Genomic DNA, 17,293 nt, shown 5'->3' with positions numbered 1-17,293 from the left:
GCCCGCCCCGCCGCCCACGCGTGCCGAGCCGCCCGCCCCGCCGCCGACGTCCCACCAGCCCGCGCCACCCTCGTCCGATGGCCGGCGCCGTTCGCTGCGCCGCGCGCCCGCGCCGCCGGCTGGACCGCAACCGGGAGCACGGCCAGGACCGGGTGCCGGTCCCGGGTCCTCGGCTCCGGGCGCGCCCGCACCCCCGACCGGACCGCGTCTGCCGGTGCGCACCCGCCCGACTGCTCCGGCACCGCCGACCGGGCCGCCCTGGCGCGCGACGCGGCCCGGCGCCCGCCCCCTGCCGCCACCGCCGCGCAAGCGTCGGCGTGGTCGATCCGTGGCATTGTTCCTGCTGCTCGGGACGTTTTGCTGCTGCGGCGTTCCGGCACTGCTGGCCTGGCCCGCCGCGCAGCAATACCCGGTCTCCGCGGTGATGCCGTCGGCCATCGCCGATCTTCGCCTGCGCGACGACAGCGCCAGCCGGCACGCCGCCGAGCGCCTGGCCGAGCAGATGCGCGACGCCGACGTGACAAGCGGGACCCCGTTCGCCGGCATCTACGGCGACGGCAACGGCAAGCGGGTCACCGTCTTCGGCACCACCGGGTTGCGGATCACCCCGGACGCGGACCTGAAGGCGCAACTCGCGCGGATCGCCGAGGAGTTCCGGCTGCACGACCTGACCACGTACGACCTGGGTGAGTCCGGGGCGCACGAGCAGTGCGGCGTGGGGCGGTCGGCCGGCAAGACAGTGGTGGTATGCGGATGGTCGGACCATGGCAGCCTGGCGACCGTGGTGCTGACCAGGCGATCCCTGCCGGAATCCGCGGAACTGGTCGGCCTGGTGCGGAGTGCGGTGCTCACCCGGGGGTAGTCATCCCGACCATGGCGGACAGCACGCGGCGGTGGCTCTTCGCGGACCAGCTCGGTCCGCACTTCCTCGACGCACCGGACCAGCCGGTGCTGCTGATCGAGTCGAAGGCGGTGTTCCGGCGGCGGCGCTTCCATCGGCAGAAGGCCCACCTGGTGCTCTCGGCGCTCCGACACCGCGCGGCCGAACTGGGCGATCAGGCGGAATTCCGGCAGACCGAGACCTACGCCGAAGCCGCGCGCGGATCGCTCAGCGTCTGCCACCCCACGTCCCGGGCCGCCCGTGCACTGGTCCACCGCCTCGGCGCCGAGGTGCTCGACCCCCGGGGCTTCGTCACCTCCCCCCGCGACTTCACCGCCTGGGCGAACGGTCGGCAGGACCTGCGGATGGAGGACTTCTACCGGGACGCCCGCAGGCGGCACGACGTGTTGATGGACGGCGGTGACCCGGCCGGCGGCACGTGGAATCTGGACGCGCAGAACCGCGAGCGACCGCCGCGCGGCGCCGAGGGCCTCGGCGCCGCGACCCCGCCCGAGATCACCGAGGACGACATCGACGAGCAGGTGCGCGCCGACCTGGATCGGTGGGAACGCGACGACGGCATCGAGTTCGTCGGCCGCGACGGACCGCGCTGGTTTCCGGCCACCCGTGCCGAGGCGCTGGCCCGCCTGCGGCACTTCGTCGAGCACCGGCTGGCGCCGTTCGGCCCGCACGAGGACGCCATGCTGGCCGGGGACCCGGTGATGGCGCACAGCATGCTCTCCGCGCCGCTCAACCTGGGGCTGCTGGACCCGCGGGAGGTCATCGACCGGGTGGAGGACGCGTACCGGTCCGGCGCCGTCCCGCTGAACAGCGCCGAAGGCTACATCCGGCAGATCCTCGGCTGGCGCGATTTCGTGTGGCATCTCTACTGGTATTTCGCGCCGTCCTACCGGTCGTCCAACGCCCTCGCCGCGCGCGGCCGGATGCCGAAATGGTTCGCCGACCTGGACGCCGACGCGGTCCAGGCCCGCTGCATCGCCGACGTGCTGCGCGGGGTGCGCGACCGCGGATGGGTGCACCACATTCCGCGCCTGATGGTGCTCGGCAACTACGCGATGCAGCGCGGCTGGCGGCCGGGCGCGGTGGCCGACTGGTTCCATCGCTGTTTCGTGGACGGATACGAGTGGGTGATGACGGCCAACGTCGTCGGCATGAGCCAGTTCGCCGACGCCGGGCGGATGAGCACCAAGCCGTACGCCTCGGGCGGCGCCTATATCAACCGGATGAGCGATTACTGCGGCGGTTGCCGGTACGACCCGAAGGTGCGCGTGGGCGCGAACGCCTGTCCATACACCGCGGGGTACTGGGCTTTTCTGTCGCGCAACGAGCCGCACCTGCGATCCAACCACCGCATGCGGCAACCGATGCAGGGGCTGCGCCGGCTGACCGACGTGGACGCGGTGGTCGAGCAGGAGGAGGCGCGCGGCTCGCACGCGCCCTGAACCGCCTATTGCTGGGCGTACAGCCGATCGGCGTAGGACGGGCCGTAGTAGCGCTCCAGCTCCTCCAGCGTCGCGCCAGCCGGCGATACGTCCCTGATGATCGTGGCGTGGCTGGGCAGGGCCTCCGGCTGCCAGGTGTCCGGCTTCCACAGGCCCGATCGCATGAACGCCTTCGGGCAGTGGAAGAAGATCTGCTCGATCTCCAGGATGATCACGATCACCGGCCGATGCCCCTTGACCGTCATGTCGTCGAAGTAGGGCGCGTCGCTGACCAGCCGGGCGCGTCCGTTGATGCGCAGCGTCTCGGTGCGCCCCGGAATCAGCGAGATGAGTCCGACATGCGGGTTGCCGAGGATGTTGCGGTAGCCGTCCGCCCGCTTGTTGCCCGGCCGCTCCGGGATCGCCACCGTGGCGTCGTCCAGCGGGGTGACGAAGCCGGGCGGGTCGCCCTTGGGGGACACGTCGCAGGTGCCGTCGGCGCCGGCGGTGGCGATCAGGCAGAACGGCGACCGGGCGAGCCACTCCCGGTCGCGGGGGTGCAGGCGGGTGCGTTCCTTGGTGGCGGCGCGCACGCCCGGATCGCCGCCGAGCGCCTCGCGCAGCTCCTCCACCGACCGGATCGCCGTCTCGGACATCGCCGTCTCGGACATGGTGCTCGCCTCCCCGTCATCGACGTCAACCGACCGTCATCGACGTCAACCGAATCGTACGAGGGACGCGGGGCGACCGCGCACGCCAATTCCCGCCCGGTGGACGGCTCCACTGGAAGGGGCCCATGAGCGGGGCCGTGCGACTACGCGGTGTCCGGCTTGGCCTTGGCCGGCGCGTACCGGGGCACATATTCCTGCCCGGTGAGCCGCTGAATCTCCGCCATCACCTCGTCGGTCAGCGCCCGCAGCGCCGTCCGGTCGCCGGGCCGGCCGTCCACGTCGATCGGCTTGCCGAACTTGATGGTGACCTTTCCACGGAAGGGCATCGGGTAGGGCTGGCCGATCGGCTGCACGCGCTCGGTGCCGATCATGCCGACCGGGATGATCGGCACGCCCGCCCCGACCGCCAGCCGGGCGACGCCCGTGCGTCCGCGGTAAAGCCGGCCGTCCGGCGACCGCGTGCCCTCCGGATAGACCGCCACCATGTCTCCGGCCTTCAGCACCGGGATGGCCCCGTCGAACGCGGTGAGCGCGTCCCGCCCGCCGGTGCGCGCCACCCGGATCGCGCCGAGGCCGTGCATCAGGTTGCGGGTGAAGAAACCGCGGACGCCCGTTCCATCGAAATAGTCGGACTTGGCCCAGAATGCGATGTGCCGGGGCACGAACGAACCCAGGAACAGCTCGTCGGCGACGGAGAGGTGATTGCCGGCAAGGATCGCCCCGCCGGTCGCGGGGATGTGCTCAAGCCCCTCGACATGCGGGTGCCAACCAAGCTTCATCGTGTTACCGACGATGATCTTGCCGATCGTGTAGAGCAGCGGCAACGCATTCCTCCGGCGGGCCATCAGTGAACCTTTCAACCTGGCATCGAGCCCGTCGGTTGCGCGCCGTCGACCAGCGGCGGCATCTGCCGACCTCGCCACGTTGAAAGGGTTCAGTGGTGATGGTGTGAGGTTATCCGAAGCCGCCGCGCGCTGCGCCGGCCCCGACCGGGACCGGCGCAGCGCGGCGTTTCACCCGGCGGGCTTCACCGCGACCGAGACCGGCTCACCGTCGCCCACCTCGCCGGCGAATCCGTCCGCCGTCGCACCGAAGGACACCGCGGTGGCCAGCGTCTCCCGCGCGACGAAGTCCCGGTGCGCACGGACCGCCTCGACCACCGAGTCGGCGGCGGACACGGTCAGCTCGACGCGGTCGGACACGTCCAGGTCGGCGTCCCGGCGGGCCTGCTGCACCACCCGGATCACGTCCCGGGCCAGGCCCTCCGCGGCCAGTTCCGGTGTCACAGCGGTGTCCAGCACCACCACCCCGGCGCCGCCGGGCAGCGGCGCCGAGTTCGCCACGTCCGAGGCGACCAGCCTGAGCTCGTACTCACCGTCCCGCAACGTCACTCCGGCCGCGACCGGCGCGCCGTCGACCAGTTCCCAGTCACCCGCCTTCACCGACCTGATCACCTGCTGGACCTGCTTGCCGACGCGCGGTCCGAGCGCCCGCGGCACCACCGTGAGGACCTGCTGGCAGTACGCGGCCACGTCGTCGGTCAACACCACGTCCTTGACGTTGACCTCGTCGGCCAGCAACCATCGCAGCGGCGTCAGCCGGGCCGCATCCGGGGTCGCCACGGTCAGCTTGGCCAGCGGCAGCCGCACCCGCAGGGCGCGCGCCTTGCGCAGGGACAACGCCGCCGAGGCCGCCTCCCGGATGGCGTCCATCGAGGCCACCAGGTCGTGATCGGCCGGGAAGCCGGACGCGTCTGGCCAGTCGGTCAAGTGCACCGACCGGCCCCCGGTCAGCCCGCGCCAGATCTCCTCCGCGGTCAGCGGTGCGAGCGGCGCCACCACGCGGCACAGTGCCTCCAGCACGACCGCCAACGTGTCGAAGGCCGCCGCGTCGCCGGCCCAGAACCGATCCCGGGACCGGCGCACATACCAGTTGGTCAGCGCGTCCAGGAACGCGCGGACCGAACCGGCCGCACCTGAGATGTCGTATTCGTCCATCTGACGCTGCGCGTCCGCGACCAGCTCACCGGTCTTGGCCAGGATGTAGCGGTCCAGGGTGTGCTCCGAGCCGGACTGCAACCGTGCCTCGTGCCCGGCCGCGTTGGCGTACAGGCTGAAGAAATACCAGACGTTCCACAGCGGCAGCAGCACCTGCCGGACCGCATCCCGGATCGCCGTCTCGGTGACCGGCATGTCCCCGCCACGCAGCACCGGAGACGACATCAGCATCCAGCGCATCGCATCCGACCCGTACGTGTCGAAGACGCGGTAGACGTCCGGATAGTTGCGCAGGCTCTTGGACATCTTCCGGCCGTCCTCGCCGAGCAGGATGCCGTGGCTGAGGCAATTGCGGAACGCGGGCCGGTCGAACAGCGCCGTGGCCAGCACGTGCATGGTGTAGAACCAGCCGCGGGTCTGCCCGATGTATTCGACGATGAAGTCGCCCGGGAAGTGGTGCTCGAACCAGTCGGAGTTCTCGAACGGATAGTGCACCTGCGCGAACGGCATCGACCCGGACTCGAACCAGCAGTCCAGCACCTCGGGGACGCGGCGCATGGTCGACTGCCCGGTCGGGTCGTCCGGGTTGGGCCGGGTCAGCTCGTCGATGCCCGGCCGGTGCAGATCCGTCACCGCGACGCCGAAGTCACGCTCCAGCTCGACGAACGAGCCGTAGACGTCCACCCGCGGATATGCCGGGTCGTCGGACTTCCAGACCGGGATCGGCGAACCCCAGAACCGGTTGCGGGAGATGGACCAGTCCCGGGCACCGGCCAGCCACTTGCCGAACGAGCCGTCCTTGATGTGCGCCGGCGTCCAGGTGATCTCCTGGTTGAGCTCCACCATCCGGTCGCGGAACTTGGTCACCGCGACAAACCAGGACGACACCGCCTTGTAGACCAGCGGGGTGTCGCAGCGCCAGCAGTGCGGGTACGCGTGCGTGTACTGGTCCACCTTGACCACCACGCCACGCTCGCGCAGCGCCTGCAACACCGGCCGGTTGGACTCGAAGACCTGCAGCCCCCGGTACGGCGGCACGAGCGAGGTGAACCGAGTGTGGTCATCGACGGTCACCACGGTCGGGATGCCGGCCTCGTTGCAGACGTTCTGGTCGTCCTCGCCGAAGGCCGGAGCCTGGTGCACCACGCCGGTGCCATCCTCGGTCGTCACATAGTCCGCCGCGAGCACCTGGAACGCGTGCGGCCCGCCCTGCTCGACCAGGAAGTCGAACAGCGGCGTGTATCGCCGGCCCGCCAGCTCCCGCCCCAGCACCGTGCCCACCTGTTGGAAACCTTCGAGCTCGGTCTCGTACGCCGCCACCCGCGCCGCCCCGAGCACGTACGTCTGGTCGTCCTTGCGCAGCACCGCGTACTCGATGTCCGGGCCGACCGCGAGCGCCAGGTTCGACGGCAGCGTCCACGGCGTGGTGGTCCAGACGCCGATCCGGACCGGGCCGCGCAGCAGCTCCGGGGCGTTCTCGTCGGGTTTCAGGTCGAACCAGACGGTGACCGCCGGGTCGGTGCGGTCGCGGTAGACGTCATCCATCCGCGTCTCGGTGTTGGACAGCGGCGTCTCGCAGCGGAAGCAGTACGCCAGCACACGGAAGCCCTCGTAGACCAAGCCCTTGTCGTGCAGCGTCCGGAACGCCCACATCACGGACTCCATGTAGTCCGGATCGAGCGTCTTGTAGTCGTGGCTGAAATCGACCCAGCGTGCCTGCCGGGTGACGTACCGCTCCCAGTCCTTGGTGTAGGCGAGCACCGAGTTGCGGCACGCATCGTTGAACTTCTCTACACCCAGCTCGACGATCTGCGCCTTGGTGCTGATGCCGAGTTGCTTCTCCGCCTCCACCTCGGCGGGCAGGCCGTGGGTGTCCCAGCCGAACCGGCGTTCCACACGCTTGCCGCGCATCGTCTGGTAGCGCGGCACCACGTCCTTCACATAGCCCGTGAAAAGGTGACCATAGTGCGGCAGGCCGTTGGCGAACGGCGGCCCGTCATAGAAGACATACTCGTTGTCGCCGTTCGTGCCGGCCGCACGCTGCTCCACGGAGGTCTCGAAGGTCTCGTCGGCCGCCCAGTGGTCGAGCACCGCACGCTCCACGGCGGGCAGATCGGGGCTCGCCGGCACGCCCGTGGCGTCCGTGTGCCGGGGGTAGGACATCGCTGGATCCCGCTTCCTCGGTCAGTCATCGTCAGACTGGTCAGTCATCATCAGACTGCGAGGACGAGCCGGCAGGCCCGCGGTACCACCTCGCTTGACGGCCGTGGGGCCGTCCGCTTCATTCACCGGCGTGGGTGCGTGCCGGTCCGCCCGGTTCTACTGAGGGTGGTCGTCCACCCCGTTCTTCCGGAGGCTCCCCGGTGATGGCCGGTTCGTCGCCTGCGCACACCACGATACCGCCCACCCCGGCCGGCCGTCGCGGCACTTTCCTTCCACGGCCACCTGCCGGGGTGAGCCACGGTCAGCGCCCTCTCGGGTCGGGCAGCGTGGTCGACCACAGCGAAACGCCCTCGCGGTCGCGCAGGTGCACCGTGCACGCCTTCGATCCGGCATCGATGGACACCTCGCCGAAGTGCTGGAAGCCCTCGGCCGGGGACACGTTCGCCACCGGCGGCGCGTGCACGTAGACCGCCTCCGGGCCGAACGTTGCGTCCAGCGCGTTCGGCCCGAACGCCCCGGCGTGCGCGGGGCCCGACACGAACTCCCAGAACGGGGTGAAGTCCCCGATCGCGGCGCGCGCCGGGTCGTAGTGATGTGCCGCCGTGTAGTGCACGTCCGCGGTGAGGAACACCAGCCCGGTCACCCCGTGCCGGTGCGCCGCACGCAGCACCTGCGCGAACTCCAACTCCCGGCCCAGCGGCGCGCCCGCGTCACCCTGCGCCACGCCCTCCTGCGCCGTCGGGCCGTCCGGCACCACCAGGCCCAGCGGCAGGTCGTTGGCGATCACCTTCCAGGTGGCCCGGCTGGTGGTCAGCCCGTGGATCAGCCATTCGCGCTGCCGCGCACCCAGCAGGCCGCGCCGCGGATCCGCGTACGTGTTCTGGTCGTTCACGTCCTTGAAGGTGCGCATGTCCAGCACGAACACGTCCAGCAACGGACCGTACGACAGCTTGCGATAGACGGGTCCGGAGGCCGAACCGATCGGAACCCACTCGTGGTACGCCCGGTGGGCCCGCCCGGCCAGCACATCCACGCGCTTCTCGGTGTACCGGTCGTCGTCCAGGATCTCGCCCGGGTACCAGTTGTTCAGCACCTCGTGGTCGTCCCACTGGTTGACCTGGGCCACCTCCGCGGCGAATGTCCGGTAGGCGTCGTCGAGCAGGTTGTAGGCGTACTGGCCGCGGTACTCCCGCAAGGTCTCGGCGACCTTGGACTTCTCCTCGGTCACCAGGTTGCGCCACGGACGCCCGTCCGGCAGCGTCACCGACTCGGGCAGCGGCCCGTCGGCGTACACGGTGTCACCGGAGTGCAGCAGGAAGTCCGGACGGCGGGAGCGCATGGACTCGAACAGGCGCAGTCCGCCGTACGCGGGATCGATGCCCCAGCCCTGGCCGACGACGTCGCCGGTCCAGACGAACGAGATGTCTTGCCGCCGCGTCGGCGCGGTGGTCAGCGAACCGGACAGCGGCTCGCTGAGCAGTCCCGGCCGGTCGAGGCTCTCCACCCGTACCCGGTAATGGACGCGCTCGCCCGACGGAAGCCCGCGCAGGCAGACCTTGCCGGTCAGGTCGGTGTCCGGGGTGAGCACCGGCCCGCGGACCAGCCGGGCGCCGCGGAAGTCCGGGCGGCGGCTGGCCTGCACCCACATCCGGCTCGGGCGGTCGGCGCGGGTCCACACCACGGCGGAGTGCGCCCCGGCGTCGCCGCTCTGCACGCCGTGCGTCAACGAGGGGCGTGCTCGGCCGGCGGAGAGGGCCGGCGCCCCGCCCAGCATCCCGCTGCCCAGCATCCCGCTGCCCAGCATCCCGCCGGCCAGGCCGCCGATGCCGGTTGCCGCGCCGGCACGCAGAAGGTTCCGTCGTGAGATCGAAGTCATGCCTTGATGCCTATCGATCGGACGTGGCCCGCAGGTGGCCGTGCCCTGAACATCCCGGGGGCGACGGTCTAGAGCGACAGCTCCGGGAACCAGAGAGACAGCTCGCGCTTGGCGCTCTCCGGTGAGTCGGAGGCGTGCACCAGGTTCTCCCGGTTGGAGAGTGCGAGGTCGCCTCGGATCGTCCCGGCGGCTGCCTTGCGCCCGTCCGTGGCACCGATCATGGCCCGCACCACGTCGATCACCGTGTCACCGGACAGCACCAGCGCGGCCAGCGGCCCGCTGGTCATGAAGTCCTTCAACGGCGGATAAAAGTCCTTGTCCACGTGGTCGGCGTAATGCTGGTCGGCCATCGCGGCGTCCATGGTCCGCAGCACCAGAGCCTCGACCACCAGCCCCTTGCGCTCAAACCGGCCGAGAATCTCCCCCAGCAGGCCGCGGCGCACCGCATCGGGCTTGACGAGCACGAGCGTTCGCTCGGTGGGCGGCGTGGACACCGTGTATTCCTCCTGGGGCGGTCGACCGGCACGCAAGACATCAGCCTATCGGTGCCGACCATTGCTGCGGACGGCGACCACCGAGTCGGTGCCCACGCTGGTCACGGGCGCTTTCCGGAGCCAGACATGCGGGACGCGCCGGGCGTCCTCCCTTTCGCGCGAGGCGCGTCGCCCATAGCCTTGACGCAACAATCGGGAGGTCCACAGTGGCGAACCAAACCGGCCGCCCCATTGCGCCGGCACGCAAGCTGGTGGCAGCGGTGCTGGGAGCGCTCGCGGCGTTCGTGATGGTTTTCGGACTCGGCCTGTCGAGCTGGGCGATCGTCGCCCTGGGCGCGGCGATGCTGGCGCTGGCCGTCGCCGTCGGCATGGTGAACGTGGTGCGGCGCGGCGCGCGGGCCTGGATCGCCGGCACCGCATCGGTCAAGGCGGTGTCCGATCCGCCCACCTCGGCCGCCTTCGGGCGGGCCGAGCTGCAGTTGGTGGTGATGGCTCCCGGCCTGCCCACCGCGGACGTGCTGGTGCGGGAGTCGCGGGTTCCGGTCGCCAAGTGGCCCCGCATCGGGGACACCCTCCCGGTCACCGTCGACGTGGACGACATGCGGCGCGTGCGGATCACCTGGGAGGACGCCCCGGGCGCGGCGGACGACGGCGACCCGCCGCCACCGTCGTTCGCGCCCGACGACGAGGACTTCCCCGACTCCGACCTTCTGGGTGACGTCGAGCCGCCGCCGTGGATCACCCGTGACCGGGAGTGGGCGCAGGAGGTCGACGAGCCACCTCCCCCGCCGTCGGCCTCCCCACCGACCGAACCGCCGCCGCCGGACGCGGCCGACGACCCCCGGCAGCGGTCGGTGGTGGTGCGACAGACCGCGGCCGGCACGGTGGTGGAAGGCCAGTTGGTGGGCTGGGATCCGGACGCTCAGCCGCTGGCGCGGCGGGCGCGCACCGGGCCCGCGGAGGGGCCGGAGGAGGCGTTCGCCTCGTCGGCCCCGGACGAGCCCGGTTCCCCGGACGAGCCCGGTTCCCCGGACGAGCCCGGTTCCCCGGACGAGCCGGACGCGGCAACGGCCGGGGAGTCCCGGCCGACCAGACCACAGCAGGCCGGACCCGAGCAGGCCGGACCCGAGCAGGCCGGACCCCAGCAGGCCGGACCCCAGCAGGCCGGACCCCAGCAGGCCGGACCGGCGCAGGCCGATGCGCCCCCGCGCCGGGCCGGCCGGCCGCCGGGAGCGAAGCCGAGTCCCCGCCCGCGCGCCGCGGCTTCGTCGGCTGCCGCACCGTCGGCCGCGGCGGCGGGCATGTCCGCGGGCGCCGCGACCGCGGTCCGGGAGGACGACCGGACGGCCCCGGAGCCGCCGGCACCCCCGTCCCAGCGTGCCCCGGTCGAGGAGGAGCGCGCCCCGGTCGCGGACCATGCCCCGGTCGAGGAGCGCGCCCCCGTCGAGGCGGACGACCGGAGGCCGGGCACCGGCCCGGACCACGAGATCGATCTGCCGCTGGACGGCGACCCCGAGCCGCCCCCGGAGGAGTCCACGCCGCGGGCGCGCGCCGCCATGGCCGAGGGCCTGATCGCCCCGCCCGCGGAGGAGGTCACCGAGTTCGGCGAGGGCACCGAGTTCGGCGAGGCCGCCGCAGACGCCCCGGGCGAAACCACGAACGAGGCGGAGCGGATGACCGGCCCCCCGCCGGAGCCGCCACCGGCCACGTCGATGCACGCCGCGCCGTCCCCGGCCATGCCGCCGCCCACCGCGCCGGAGCCGACCAACGCCCCGCCCTCCGCGCCGGAGCCACAAACACCATGGCCCGCCGCACCCCCACCGGTCGCCGTGGACGAAGCCACACCCCCACCGGTCGCCGTGGACGAAGCCACACCGCCGCCGGTCGCCGTGGACGAAGCCACCGGGGAAGAACCGGCGGCACGGCCGGAACGCGGCCCCTGGGCCGACCTGGAGGGGGGCTACGATCCGGACCGGTTCGACGACGTCGACGACCTGGTCACCGCCTATCCGAGCGCGCGCACCGGGCCCGGCGCCGCGGTGCACGGCGTCGGCGTCACCGCGCTGGTCACCGATCTGAACCGGTCGATCGCCTTCTACCGTGACACCCTCGGATTCTTCGAGGTCGACAGCGGCTCCGGCAGCGCCGTGATGGCCAGCGGCGACACCCGGCTGGTGCTGCGGGCGGTGCAGAGCATGTCCGCGGTCGCCGGACGCCTGATCTATCTCAACCTGGAGGTCGGCGATGTGGACGCGGTCTATCGGGATCTGCGCGCGAAGGGCGTGAAGTTCGAGCACGGCCCGCGCCCGGTGAACCGGGGACAACGCCTGGAGCTGTGGGCCGCGACCTTCCTCGACCCGGACGGGCACAACATCGCGGTCACCCAGTGGCGGGCGATCCGCTGACCCGAGGCCGCACCCCGCCCCGACGCCGCCGTCGGGTCAGCTCAGGATCGACCGGCGCACATGGGTCGCGTACGCCCACGCCGCGCCGAAGATCAGGCCCAGCACGGCCAGCGACCAGTGCAGCAAGCCGGCCGCCAGCAGCAGCACCTGCACCGCCGTGCCCGCGGGCCAGGCCCAGCGCCGCCGCATGCAGCCGGACAGGACGAGCGCCACCACGGCCAGCCCGACCACCGCGCCGATGCCCCAGCCGCTCAGCGATCCGCCGAGCAGCCGGATCGGCTGGATGGCCAGCAGCAGCACGATCGCCTCCAGGACGAGCGTGCCGGCACCCAGCCCACGAACGGCGGCCTCCGGGTTGCGCAGACCGGACCGGCGCGCCTCCCCGTCCGGCCGCTCGTCCGGCACCGCCCGGTCATCCGGCACCGCCCGGTCATCCGGCACCGCCCGGTCATCCGGCACCGCCCCCGGCGTCACGTGGTCATCCGGCGCCGCGCCCGGCGCACGGCCTCCCGGATCCTCGCTTGCCGGGCGGCTCACCGCTTCAGCAGCTTCCGCGCATCGGCGACGGTCACCACCGAACCGGTGACCAGCACGCCCACGCCGCTGAGCTGCCCATCGACGTCCGACTCGGCCTGCACCACGGCCTCCTCGATGGCGTCCGGCATCGAGGAGGCCACGGTCACCCGGTCCTCCCCGAAAATGTCCGAAGCCACCTGTCCCAGCTCGTCGGCCGGCATCGACCGCGGAGAGCTGTTCTGCGTGACCACGATCCGGGCCACCACCGGTTCCATCAGGTCGAGCAGCCCGGAGGCGTCCTTGTCCCCCAGCACCGCGACCACCGCGACCAGATGCCGGAAGCCGAACTCCTCTTCCAGCGCGGCCACGGTGGCGGCCATGCCGTGCGGGTTGTGCGCGCCGTCGAGCAGGATCGTCGGGGCGCTGCGCACCCGCTCCAGCCGCCCCGGCGAGTCCACCGTGGCGAAACCCTCCCGGACCAGGTCGGCTTCGAGCGCCTTGTCCTTGCCGGCGCCCAGGAACGCCTCGACCGCGGCGAGCGCGCAGACCGCGTTCTGCGCCTGATGCGCGCCGAACAACGGCAGGAAGATCTCGTCGTAGATGCCGCCCAGCCCCTGCAGCGTGAGCATCTGACCGCCGAGGGCCTGGGTACGGGCGACCACCCCGAATTCGCTGCCCTCACGGGCGAGGGTCGCATCCATCTGGGCGGATCGCTCCAGCAACGGCCGCATCGCGTCCGGGTCCTGCACCGCGCTGATCACCGTGGCGCCCTTATGGATGATGCCCGCCTTGGCCCACGCGATGTCCTCGATCGTGTCGCCGAGCCATTCCGTGTGGTCGAGCCCGATCGGCGTGATCACGCAGACGCCCGCCTCGATCACGTTGGTGGCGTCCTCCTCACCGCCCAGGCCGACCTCGACGACCGCGATGTCCACCGGCGCGTCGGCGAACGTCGCGTACGCCAGCGCGGTGGTCATGTCGAAATAGGTCAACGGCTCCGGCAACCGTGCATCGATCAGCGCGGCCAGCGGTTCGACTTCCCGGTACGCCGAGACGAAGCGCTCCTCGGAGACCGGTTCGCCGTCCAGGCTGATCCGCTCGCGTACCGTCTCCAGATGCGGGCTGGTGTAGCGACCGGTGTGCAGGCCGTGCGCCCGCAACAGCGCGTCGATCATGCGTGCGGTGCTGGTCTTGCCGTTGGTCCCGGTCAGATGGATGGCCGGGTACGCGCGCTGCGGGCTGCCCAGCACATCCATCAGATCCCGGATCTTACGCATGTCGAAATCCATGCGGGTGAAGCCGCGCCCGAGCAGCGCGGCGTTCACCTCGTCGAACTCACTCATGAGGTCGGCAGCGCCTCAAGCGAGGCGGCGATGCGCGCCAGGTCCGCCTCCGCCGCGGACAGCCGGTCTCTGATCTTCGCGACCACCGGCTCCGGGGCCTTGGCGACGAAGGCGTCGTTGTCCAGCTTGGCGCGGCACTGCGCGGCTTCCTTCTCCGCGGCGGCGCGGTCCTTCGCCAGCCGGGCGCGCTCGGCCGCCACATCGATCGTGCCCCGCGTGTCCAGGTCCACCGCGATGCCTCCGGTCACCGCCAGCGTGGCGGTGGCGGTGAAGTCCGCCGCCGGCGGGTCCAGCCGGGACAGCGAACGGATCAGCGTCTCGTGCCCGTCGATGCCGACGTTACCCAGCCCGGTCAGCGCCGCCGACACCCGCTGGGTGGGTCGCAGCCCCTGGTCGGCGCGGAACCGCCGCACCTCGGTGACCACCTTTTGCAGGGCGAGCAGTTCCTCCTCGGCGTCATCGTCGATGCGCCCGTCCTCGGCCACCGGCCACGGCGCACGCATCACCGTCTCGCCGCCGGTCAGGGCGATCCACAACTCCTCGGTAACGAACGGGATCACCGGGTGCAGCAGGCGCAGCAGCCGGTCCAGGACGTGCCCGAGCACCCGCCGGGTCCGCTCCGCCGCGGGGCCGCCACCGGACAGCACCGGCTTGCTCAGCTCCACATACCAGTCGCACACCTCGTCCCAGGCGAAGTGGTAGAGCGCCTCGCAGACCTTGGCGAACTCGTAGTGCTCGAACTGCTCGTCCACCTCCGCGGTGACGTGCTGGAGACGGGACAGGATCCACCGGTCGACGACGCTCAGCTCGTCCGAGGGCGGCAGCTCTCCGGCGACGGTGGCGCCGTTCATGAGCGCGAAGCGGGTGGCGTTCCAGAGCTTGTTGCAGAAGTTGCGCGATCCCTGGCACCACTCCTCGCTGACCGGCACGTCCGAGCCGGGGTTGGCCCCCCGGGCCAGGGTGAAACGGGTGGCGTCGGCGCCGAACCGGTCCATCCAGTCGAGCGGGTCCACCACGTTGCCGAACGACTTGGACATCTTCTTGCCGTGTTCGTCGCGCACCATGCCGTGCAGCGCGATCACGTCGAACGGCTGCCGGCCGTCCATCGCGTACAGCCCGAACATCATCATTCGGGCGACCCAGAAGAAGAGGATGTCGTACCCGGTGACCAGCACGCTGGTGGGATAGAACTTGGCCAGGTCCGGCGTCTGCTCGGGCCAGCCCAGCGTGGAGAACGGCCACAGCGCCGAGGAGAACCACGTGTCCAGGACGTCCTCGTCCTGATGCCAGCCGTCCCCGGACGGCGCCTCGTCATCCGGACCGACGCAGACCATCTCGCCGGCCGGGCCGTACCAGACCGGGATGCGGTGCCCCCACCAGAGCTGGCGCGAGATGCACCAGTCATGCATGTTGTCCACCCAGGCGAAGTACCGCTTCGCCATGTCGGCCGGCTCGATCGCCACCCGGCCGTCGCGCACCGCGTCACCCGCCGCCTTCGCCAACGGGCCGGTACGCACGAACCACTGCAGTGACAGCCGCGGTTCCACCGTCGTCTTGCACCGTGCGCAGTGCCCGACCGAGTGCTGGTACGGGCGCTTCTCCGCGACGATCCGCCCGGCCTCGCGCAGCGCCGCGACGACGGCGGGCCGGGCTTCGTACCGGTCCAATCCCTCGAACGGTCCGGGCACCGTCACCACCGCGCGTTCATCCATGATGGTGAGGCTCGGCAGGTTGTGCCGTTGGCCGATCTCGAAGTCGTTCGGGTCGTGTGCCGGGGTCACCTTTACCGCACCGGTGCCGAACTCCGGGTCGACGTGCTCATCCGCCACGATCGGGATCCGCCGGCCGGTCAGCGGCAGCTCCACCTCGGTGCCGATCAGATGCCGGTAGCGCTCGTCGTCCGGGTGCACCGCCACCGCCGTGTCACCCAGCATCGTCTCGGCCCGTGTGGTGGCCACGACGATCGCGTGGTCGCCGTCGCCGTAGCGGATGGAGACCAGTTCGCCGTCGTCGTCGGAGTGCTCCACCTCGATGTCGCTCAGCGCCGTGAGGCATCGGGGACACCAGTTGATGATGCGGTTCGCCCGGTAGATCAGCTCATCGTCGTACAGCCGTTTGAAGATGGTCTGCACCGCGCGGGACAGCCCGTCGTCCATGGTGAAACGCTCACGGCTCCAGGCCACCGCGTCGCCGAGGCGCCGCATCTGGCCGAGGATCGCGCCGCCCGACTCGGCCTTCCACTGCCAGACCTTCTCGACGAACTTCTCCCGCCCGAGGTCGTGCCGCGACAGGCCCTGAGCCGCGAGCTGACGCTCCACCACGTTCTGGGTCGCGATGCCCGCGTGGTCCATGCCGGGCAGCCAGAGCGCCTCGTATCCCTGCATGCGCCGACGGCGGTTCAGCGCGTCCATCAGCGTGTGCTCGAAGGCGTGCCCCATGTGCAGCGAGCCGGTGACGTTCGGCGGCGGGATGACGATCGTGAACGGCGGCTTGTCGCTCGCCGGGTCGGCCTCGAAGTAGCCGCCCCGCACCCAGCTCTCGTACCGCCGCTGCTCTACCTCGCCCGGGTGGTACTGGGCGGTGAGGCCGTCACCGGCCGTGCTGTCGGTGGTACGGGTGTCAGTCGCATCGGTCACCCGACAAGTCTAGTGAGCCCGCATTCGCGCCCGCCCGTACGGGTGGTGGTTGCTACCCTCACGCAATGCCTGATCGCGGTGGATCTTTCCCGTTCGACGACGCGTCCGTGGCCGACCGCCCCATCGAGGTCGGTACGGAACCGTTCTCGATCGACGGGGAGCACGCGGATGACCGCGACGAGTCGACACCCCGATCCACCCGGACCCGCGCCATCGTGGTGAGTTGCCTGCTCGCGGCGGCGGTCGCCGGGGCAGCGACACTGGGCGTGACGGTGTGGCGGGTCACGGGCGAGAAGAACACCACGCTGAGCGCGCCGGATTCCGTGGCGGGGCTGCGGAAGAACGACACTCAGCAGGGCCGCGACACGGCAGACTACCTGCGCACGGCGTTGGCCGCCGAGGTCGACCTGGACAGCGTGGTGGCCGCGGTCTACACCGACCCGGCCCAGGCAGACAGCAGCGTGCTGTTCTTCGGCGGGACGGCGCTCATCTGGACACCGGAGTCGGATCTCGACACCGCGTTCTCGCTGGTCTCCGACGAGCAGGGCGCGGTAAACAACGTGCACACGGTGGCGGCTGGCCCGCTGCACGGCACCATGAAGTGCGGCGTCACGGCCTCGGACGGCTCGACGATGCCGGTGTGCGGGTGGGCGGACCACGGCAGCCTGGCTCTCGCCATGTTCCCCAATCGCTCAGTCGACGACGCTGCCGAGCTTCTGCGCGAGATTCGCTCGGCAGCACAAACCCGCTAACTCGGGCGCCGGCTGGCGCAAAAAAACAGCGTCCCGGGAAGCCCCTGTTACAGGGGTTTCCGGGACGCTGCTTTCATGTTTGAGTCCGGCGGTGTCCTACTCTCCCACACCCTCCCGA

12 protein-coding genes are annotated in these 17,293 nt (G+C 71.2%); 4 read left to right on the top strand and 8 right to left on the bottom strand.

Going from position 1 to position 17,293, the window contains the following annotated elements; translation table 11 throughout:
- Positions 1-328 precede the first annotated feature (328 nt).
- A complete protein-coding gene (locus tag IEY73_RS31440) occupies positions 329-862 on the top strand; it encodes a hypothetical protein (protein ID WP_189082984.1) in 534 nt (177 codons plus the stop codon).
- An 11-nt stretch (positions 863-873) separates the two neighbouring features.
- On the top strand, positions 874-2,343 hold the full coding sequence (locus IEY73_RS31435; RefSeq protein WP_189082983.1) for a cryptochrome/photolyase family protein: 1,470 nt from the start codon (positions 874-876) through the stop codon (positions 2,341-2,343).
- A 5-nt stretch (positions 2,344-2,348) separates the two neighbouring features.
- Here IEY73_RS31435 and IEY73_RS31430 read toward each other — a convergent pair whose 3' ends face one another.
- The 5 genes from IEY73_RS31430 to ndk form a co-directional block, all read right to left on the bottom strand.
- Complete coding sequence (locus tag IEY73_RS31430; RefSeq protein WP_189082989.1) at positions 2,349-2,978, bottom strand: pyridoxamine 5'-phosphate oxidase family protein; 630 nt, start codon at positions 2,976-2,978, stop codon at positions 2,349-2,351.
- Between the two features lie 158 nt (positions 2,979-3,136).
- Entirely contained in the window at positions 3,137-3,817 is a 681-nt protein-coding gene (locus IEY73_RS31425) for a lysophospholipid acyltransferase family protein (RefSeq protein WP_189082988.1), read from the bottom strand.
- Between the two features lie 189 nt (positions 3,818-4,006).
- Complete coding sequence (gene ileS / locus IEY73_RS31420; protein ID WP_189082982.1) at positions 4,007-7,153, bottom strand: isoleucine--tRNA ligase; 3,147 nt, start codon at positions 7,151-7,153, stop codon at positions 4,007-4,009.
- 301 nt (positions 7,154-7,454) lie between these two features.
- A complete protein-coding gene (locus IEY73_RS31415; RefSeq protein WP_189082981.1) occupies positions 7,455-9,029 on the bottom strand; it encodes an alkaline phosphatase D family protein in 1,575 nt (524 codons plus the stop codon).
- Between the two features lie 68 nt (positions 9,030-9,097).
- Positions 9,098-9,523 carry a nucleoside-diphosphate kinase gene (gene ndk, locus IEY73_RS31410; RefSeq protein WP_189082987.1) on the bottom strand — a complete coding sequence of 142 codons (426 nt, stop codon included), beginning with the start codon at positions 9,521-9,523 and terminating at the stop codon, positions 9,098-9,100.
- A gap of 206 nt (positions 9,524-9,729) precedes the next feature.
- Between ndk and IEY73_RS33965 the strand changes: the two genes are divergently transcribed.
- On the top strand, positions 9,730-11,928 hold the full coding sequence (locus IEY73_RS33965) for a VOC family protein (protein ID WP_229716336.1): 2,199 nt from the start codon (positions 9,730-9,732) through the stop codon (positions 11,926-11,928).
- A gap of 36 nt (positions 11,929-11,964) precedes the next feature.
- Here the strand turns inward: IEY73_RS33965 and IEY73_RS31400 are convergent, their stop codons facing one another.
- The 3 genes from IEY73_RS31400 to IEY73_RS31390 are packed head-to-tail and all read right to left on the bottom strand — an operon-like array spanning position 11,965 to position 16,423.
- The gene (locus IEY73_RS31400; protein WP_373292917.1) at positions 11,965-12,465 is read right to left on the bottom strand and encodes a DUF4233 domain-containing protein; all 501 of its coding nucleotides are present in this window, start codon (positions 12,463-12,465) and stop codon (positions 11,965-11,967) included.
- Positions 12,462-13,787, bottom strand: a complete 1,326-nt coding sequence (locus IEY73_RS31395; protein WP_189082980.1) for a bifunctional folylpolyglutamate synthase/dihydrofolate synthase — start codon at positions 13,785-13,787, stop codon at positions 12,462-12,464. Before IEY73_RS31395 ends, IEY73_RS31400 begins: the two co-directional genes overlap by 4 nt.
- On the bottom strand, positions 13,784-16,423 hold the full coding sequence (locus IEY73_RS31390) for a valine--tRNA ligase (protein ID WP_189082979.1): 2,640 nt from the start codon (positions 16,421-16,423) through the stop codon (positions 13,784-13,786). The genes IEY73_RS31395 and IEY73_RS31390 overlap by 4 nt, the downstream gene beginning before the upstream one ends.
- 65 nt (positions 16,424-16,488) lie before the next feature.
- Between IEY73_RS31390 and IEY73_RS31385 the strand changes: the two genes are divergently transcribed.
- Positions 16,489-17,175: a hypothetical protein gene (locus tag IEY73_RS31385; RefSeq protein WP_189082978.1), complete on the top strand. Its 687-nt coding sequence runs from the start codon at positions 16,489-16,491 to the stop codon at positions 17,173-17,175.
- Positions 17,176-17,293 lie beyond the last annotated feature (118 nt).

The sequence above is a fragment of the Mangrovihabitans endophyticus genome (assembly GCF_014646155.1).
GTDB lineage: Bacteria > Actinomycetota > Actinomycetes > Mycobacteriales > Micromonosporaceae > Actinoplanes > Actinoplanes endophyticus.
This window is presented reverse-complemented; position numbering and strand designations above follow the sequence as displayed.